The organism is Burkholderia sp. HAN2018 (assembly GCF_024704855.1).
GTDB lineage: Bacteria > Pseudomonadota > Gammaproteobacteria > Burkholderiales > Burkholderiaceae > Burkholderia > Burkholderia cepacia.
The window spans coordinates 1-6,549 of sequence record NZ_QOBB01000319.1 but is presented as its reverse complement, the minus strand read 5'-3'; the positions used below and the strand labels follow the sequence as shown (position 1 = coordinate 6,549).

The window sequence follows — 6,549 nt, the reverse complement described above, 5'->3', positions numbered from 1 at the left end:
GCCGACGTGCCGATGACGCCGTCGGCGGCTGCCGCGCACCACCTGAACGCCGACGACGCCGACATCGATCTGCCGAGCCTGCCCGCGCACGAAGCGGCCGCCGGCCGCCGCACGTGGCGCCCGGGCCCGGGTGCCGCACCCGCGAACGGCGGCGAAGCCGATTCGATGTACGAGCGTTCGAAGCTGAACCCTGTGCTCACGTTCGACAACTTCGTGACCGGTAAGGCGAACCAGCTCGCGCGCGCCGCCGCGATCCAGGTCGCGGACAACCCGGGCATCTCGTACAACCCGCTGTTCCTGTACGGCGGCGTCGGCCTCGGCAAGACCCACCTGATCCACGCGATCGGCAACCAGCTGCTGCTCGACAAGGCCGGCGCGCGGATCCGCTACATCCATGCGGAACAGTACGTGTCCGACGTGGTGAAGGCGTACCAGCGCAAGGCGTTCGACGACTTCAAGCGCTACTACCATTCGCTCGACCTGCTGCTGATCGACGATATTCAATTCTTCTCCGGCAAGTCGCGCACGCAAGAGGAATTCTTCTACGCGTTCGAGGCGCTGGTCGCGAACAAGGCGCAGGTGATCATCACCAGCGACACGTATCCGAAGGAAATCTCGGGCATTGACGATCGCCTGATCTCGCGCTTCGACTCGGGCCTCACCGTCGCGATCGAGCCGCCCGAGCTGGAAATGCGCGTCGCGATCCTGATGCGCAAGGCGCAGTCGGAAGGCGTGAACCTGTCGGAAGACGTCGCGTTCTTCGTCGCGAAGCACCTGCGCTCGAACGTGCGCGAACTCGAAGGCGCGCTGCGCAAGATCCTCGCGTATTCGAAGTTCCACGGCCGCGAGATCTCGATCGAGCTGACCAAGGAAGCGCTGAAGGACCTGCTGACCGTGCAGAACCGGCAGATTTCGGTCGAGAACATCCAGAAGACCGTCGCCGACTTCTACAACATCAAGGTCGCGGATATGTACTCGAAGAAGCGCCCCGCGAACATCGCGCGGCCGCGACAGATTGCGATGTATCTCGCGAAGGAACTCACGCAGAAGAGCCTGCCGGAAATCGGCGAGCTGTTCGGCGGGCGCGATCACACCACCGTGCTGCACGCGGTGCGCAAGATCGCCGACGAGCGCAGCAAGGACGCGCAGCTCAACCACGAGCTGCACGTGCTGGAACAAACGCTGAAGGGCTGAGCGCGCGGCGCGCTTGATAATTCGGCCTCCGCCCCAATTTAAGGGGGGCGGTTCGGTTTTGAGGCACAATACTGGTTTGACCGCCCCGGTGGTGGCGGGCCAAGAGCCCGGCCGGCGGGGCGCTGCGAGGCTGCTGCGCTGCAGGCCGTTACTCAACGAAGGAACTCTATGCAACTGGTCAAGACCGAACGAGACACCCTCCTCAGGCCGCTGCAAACGGTCAGCGGCATCGTCGAACGCCGCCATACGTTGCCGATCCTCGCCAACCTGCTGATCACCAAGAACGGCCCGGACGTTTCATTCCTGTCGACCGACCTGGAGCTGCAGATCACCACGCGCGCCGATTTCGGCGTCGGCGGCGACCAGGTCGCGACCACCGTCGCGGCGCGCAAGCTGCTCGACATCCTGCGCGCGATGCCTGACGGCCAGGTCACGCTGTCGCTCGCCGACAAGCGCCTCACCGTTCAATCGGGCAAGAGCCGTTTCGCACTCCAGACGCTGGCGGCCGACGAGTTCCCGACCGTCGCACAGGCGAAGGATTTCGGCGCCACGCTCACCGTCCCGCAGAAGTCGTTCCGCCAGCTGCTCGGCATGGTCCACTTCGCGATGGCGCAGCAGGACATCCGCTACTACCTGAACGGCATGCTGCTCGTCGTCGACGGCGACCAGCTGATGGCCGTGGCCACCGACGGCCACCGCCTCGCGTTCTCGTCGATGAAGCTCGAAGGCGGCACGTTCGGCCGCCAGGAAGTCATCGTGCCGCGCAAGACGATTCTCGAGCTGCAGCGCCTGCTCGAGGACATCGACGACACCGTCACCATCGACATCGCGCAAACCCAGGCCAAGTTCACGTTCGGCCAGGTCGAGCTCGTGTCGAAACTCGTCGAGGGCAAGTTCCCCGACTTCCAGCGCGTGATCCCGAAGGCGCACAAGAACACGTTCGAGATCGGCCGTGAAGAACTGCAGCGTTCGCTGCAGCGCGCGGCCATCCTGACCTCGGACAAGTTCAAGGGCGTGCGCTGCATCATCGCGCCGGGCCAGCTGAAGATCATGTCGACCAACGCCGATCAGGAAGAGGCGCAGGAAGAACTCGAAATCGCCTACCAGGGCGATACCGTCGACATCGGCTTCAACGTCACGTATCTGCTCGACGTGCTCGCGAACCTGAAGGTCGACACCGTGCAGGTGAGCCTCGGCGACGCCAGCTCGAGCGCGCTGATTACCGTGCCCGAGAACGACGAGTTCAAGTATGTCGTGATGCCGATGCGCATCTGACGCGCACGACATCAAGACACACACCAGGGGGCGGCAAGCCCCTTTGGCGTTTTTATGGCGAACCGACAACCCGTCCTTTCGGTGCCTGACCGGCACCGTGGATGGGCCAGGAAACTGGAGCGGCCCGGCGATTTCCTTCGCTGAAACGCACCGCGCCGCCACTAGAGTGGCCTCGCAGAACCGGAAGATATCCATGAGTGAACAGCACAATTCGCAACCCGATAACAGCAGCTACGGCGCCTCATCGATCCAGATCCTCGAAGGTCTGGAAGCGGTGCGCAAGCGCCCCGGGATGTACATCGGCGACACGTCTGACGGCACCGGTCTGCACCACCTCGTGTTCGAGGTGCTCGACAACTCGATCGACGAAGCGTTGGCCGGGTACTGCAACGACATCCACGTGACGATTCACGCCGACAACTCGATTTCCGTGACCGACAACGGCCGCGGGATTCCGACCGACGTGAAGATGAATGACAAGCACGAGCCGAAGCGCAGCGCCGCGGAAATCGTGATGACCGAGCTGCACGCCGGCGGCAAGTTCGACCAGAACAGCTACAAGGTGTCCGGCGGCCTGCACGGCGTGGGCGTGTCGTGCGTGAACGCGCTGTCGAGCTGGCTGCGCCTCACCGTGCGCCGCGACGGCAAGAAGCGGTTCATGGAGTTCCACCGCGGCGTTGCGCAGGACCGCGTGCTCGAGGTGGTGGACGGCGTGGAAGTGTCGCCGATGCTCGTGACCGGCGACACCGAGAACCGCGGCACCGAAGTGCACTTCATGGCCGATCCGACCATTTTCGGCACGGTCGAGTATCACTACGACATCCTCGCGAAGCGGATGCGCGAACTCTCGTTCCTGAACAACGGCGTGCGGATTCGTTTGACCGACCTGCGCTCGGGCAAGGAAGACGATTTCGCGTTCGCCGGCGGTGTGAAGGGCTTCGTCGAGTACATCAACAAGACGAAGACCAACCTGCACCCGACGGTGTTCTTCGCCAACGGCGAGAAGGACGGCGTGGGCGTCGAAGTCGCGATGCAGTGGAACGACAGCTACAACGAAAACGTGCTGTGCTTCACGAACAACATTCCGCAGCGCGACGGCGGCACGCACCTGACCGGCCTGCGGGCCGCGATGACGCGCGTCATCAACAAGTACATCACCGACAACGAAATCGCGAAGAAGGCGAAGGTCGAGACGACCGGCGACGACATGCGCGAAGGGCTGTCGTGCGTGCTCTCCGTGAAGGTGCCGGAGCCGAAGTTCAGCTCGCAGACGAAGGACAAGCTGGTTTCTTCTGAGGTTCGCGCGCCGGTTGAGGAAGTTGTGGCGAAGGCGTTGGAAGAGTTCCTGCTGGAAACGCCGATCGACGCGAAGATCATTTGCGGGAAGATTGTTGAAGCGGCTCGTGCGCGGGATGCTGCGCGGAAAGCGCGTGAAATGACGCGACGTAAGGGCGTGCTCGACGGCGTCGGCCTGCCCGGCAAGCTCGCGGACTGCCAGGAGAAAGACCCGGCGAAGTGCGAAATCTACATCGTCGAGGGTGACTCGGCAGGTGGGTCGGCAAAGCAAGGGCGTGATCGCAAGTTCCAGGCGATCCTGCCGCTGCGCGGCAAGGTGCTGAACGTCGAGAAGGCGCGCTACGACAAGCTGCTGTCGTCGGAGCAGATCGTCACGCTCGTGACCGCGCTCGGCTGCGGCATCGGCAAGGAAGACTACAACCTCGACAAGCTGCGATATCACCGCATCATCATCATGACCGACGCGGACGTCGACGGTGCGCACATCCGGACGCTGCTGCTCACGTTCCTGTATCGCCAGATGCCGGACATGATCGAGCGCGGGTATGTGTATATCGCGCAGCCGCCGCTTTACAAGATCAAGGCGGGCAAGGACGAGCGGTATCTGAAGGACGACGTGGAGCTCAACGCGCATATGCTGCGGTTGGCGCTGCAAGGGTCGGAGCTGGTGCCTGGGGAGAATGCGGCGGCGATTTCTGGGGATGCGCTTGGGGAGCTGGCGCGGTCGTATCTGCTGTCGCAGAGCGTGATCGAGCGGTTGAGCCGGTTGTATGACCCGGCCGCGCTGGAAGCCGTTATGGATGGGGTGGTGATCGATCTTTCCAATGAGGCTTCGACCGAGGCTTCGGCTAAGGCGCTACACGCTGCGTTGCATGATGAAGCGCTGAAGAACGAAGTGCGTGTTGTGCCTTCGTATGACCCGGTTCGCGAACAGCGGGCGCTCCATGTCGAGCGGACGCATCACGGAAACGTGCGCGTTTCGGTCATCGACCAGGAATTCCAGCACACGGCGGATTATCAGCAGCTCGTGACCACCGCGAATACGTTCAAGGGGCTTATTGGGGAAGGCGCGGTTATCAAGCGCGGTGAGCGCAGCATGGCCGTGGCGGACTTCAAGAGCGCGATGAAGTGGCTGCTGGCGGATGCTGAACGCAACGTCTCCAAACAACGCTATAAGGGGCTCGGCGAGATGAACCCCGAGCAGCTGTGGGAAACGACGATGGATCCGGCAGTGCGGCGTCTGCTGCGTGTGCAGATCGAGGATGCGATTGCGGCGGATGGGATCTTTACTACCCTCATGGGGGATGATGTGGAGCCGCGGCGGGCGTTTATCGAGTCGAATGCGTTGCGGGCGGGGAATATTGACGTGTGACTCACCTTGTAGATAAACCCATAATCTGAGAAAAGTGGACCCATAAGTTGAGAAATCTATGGGTCTTTTCTATTGGTAGTATGGATTTATCGAATTCGTCGGTGGCGCCGCTGGCCTCGTCGATATCGTCGACCGCAACCGCGGATGGTCGAACTCCGCAAGAAGGGGCTCGGCGTCCGGTTATTTCTCAGGGTCGTGCCGAAGATAAATCATCATGTGTCGGACCTTGTAGGATAGCCCGGTGCCGCCGTGGACCGCTGCTGTCGAAAAAGCCAGCCCGGGCCTCGTGAGGTCTGCGCGGTCACACTCGATGCCTTGGTTGTCTTCAAGATACTTGGCCCACTTCTCCAAACGCGACTTCGCATCCTGATATTTCTGCAGATAGATAAGGATGCCGCCGGCATCCGCACCCGCGCGAGCAACGCTGTAGCGGGTCGTTAGCTGCTGAAAACCGCCCCAGCAATACTTCGGGCCATTATCGAGCTTCGCTTCTCCAAGCCATATGAAATTTGGCTGATGCGTGACTTCTACCGTAATGTCGACGTGCCCGCTGTGGTCTTTATCATGGCTGGCCAAGTACCCATACTGACGAAGGCTGGCAACGAGGGAGTCTGTAATCTGGTCCTCGGATGAGTCAGTGAAATACTTCTTGCGGCCTTCCAGGTCGCCGATGATTTCGTCGAAGTCCTCGTACAGAAGCGAAACGAACTCGGCATAGGTTCCAGTGGTCATGCGGCGAACCATTCGATTGCCGCCGGCCGCCATGGTCATCAACGCTTGGAACGCCTTGAAGCTAACTTTCTGGTCTAAATCCCCGCTCGGCACCACATGCGTGATTTCGCTCATTTGGCTGAGATTTCCTTCGCCAACGAGGATGGTACGAAGGTCGGGAAGACCCGCTCCTCGTAGTTGACTATCAGCTCGCCTGATTCTGGGTGATACAGACCGCCTTCGTGTTGAGCGTCGTTGAGGTCCTGCATACCGAAGTAAAACGTTTCATCGTTCTCGTCAATGAACTCGAATTCAGTGTCCAGCAGGTGAAGGTCATGGCCAGTCAGATACTGAAGAGCGCGAGCGATGTCCTCTTGGGAAGCTTCGCTCTTGGAAGCCAGACGATACAACTGACCAAAGGTAAGGCGTTGAAGAACGCCCTCTGCCAATTGGTCAACAATCGCAACGCATAGCGAGGCAGCAGGACTTCCGTCCCAGACTGCCTGCACCCGTTGGATTGCTTCATATTTGTTCATATCAAGACTAAGCATGCTCAAGGAGTGGACCGGCCAGAGTTTCATAGACACTCACGAGCCGTTTAACGCGTAGCGCCGCTCGAACTCAATCGGTGAAAGATCGCCGGCGGAACCATGCCGACGAACCGGGTTATAAAACATTTCGATGTAATCGAACAAGTCCGA

General features: G+C 60.9%; 6 protein-coding genes. 3 read left to right on the top strand and 3 right to left on the bottom strand.

Features of this window, described 5'->3' with window-relative positions:
• From dnaA to gyrB, 3 genes are all read left to right on the top strand, one after another.
• On the top strand, positions 1 to 1,194 hold a 1,194-nt coding region (dnaA, locus tag DPV74_RS37965), incomplete at its 5' end, for a chromosomal replication initiator protein DnaA (RefSeq protein WP_119339056.1).
• Between the two features lie 168 nt (positions 1,195 to 1,362).
• Positions 1,363 to 2,469 carry a DNA polymerase III subunit beta gene (gene dnaN, locus DPV74_RS37960; RefSeq protein ID WP_006756934.1) on the top strand — a complete coding sequence of 369 codons (1,107 nt, stop codon included), beginning with the start codon at positions 1,363 to 1,365 and terminating at the stop codon, positions 2,467 to 2,469.
• Between the two features lie 193 nt (positions 2,470 to 2,662).
• A complete protein-coding gene (gene gyrB / locus DPV74_RS37955) occupies positions 2,663 to 5,137 on the top strand; it encodes a DNA topoisomerase (ATP-hydrolyzing) subunit B (protein ID WP_047852382.1) in 2,475 nt (824 codons plus the stop codon).
• A 180-nt stretch (positions 5,138 to 5,317) separates the two neighbouring features.
• Here the strand turns inward: gyrB and DPV74_RS37950 are convergent, their stop codons facing one another.
• From DPV74_RS37950 to DPV74_RS37940, 3 genes are all read right to left on the bottom strand, one after another.
• Positions 5,318 to 5,983, bottom strand: a complete 666-nt coding sequence (locus tag DPV74_RS37950; RefSeq protein WP_059915276.1) for a hypothetical protein — start codon at positions 5,981 to 5,983, stop codon at positions 5,318 to 5,320.
• A complete protein-coding gene (locus tag DPV74_RS37945; RefSeq protein WP_162923252.1) occupies positions 5,980 to 6,429 on the bottom strand; it encodes a hypothetical protein in 450 nt (149 codons plus the stop codon). Before DPV74_RS37945 ends, DPV74_RS37950 begins: the two co-directional genes overlap by 4 nt.
• 6 nt (positions 6,430 to 6,435) lie before the next feature.
• Positions 6,436 to 6,549: IS3 family transposase (locus tag DPV74_RS37940; RefSeq protein WP_162923251.1), on the bottom strand; the 114-nt coding region annotated here is incomplete at its 5' end.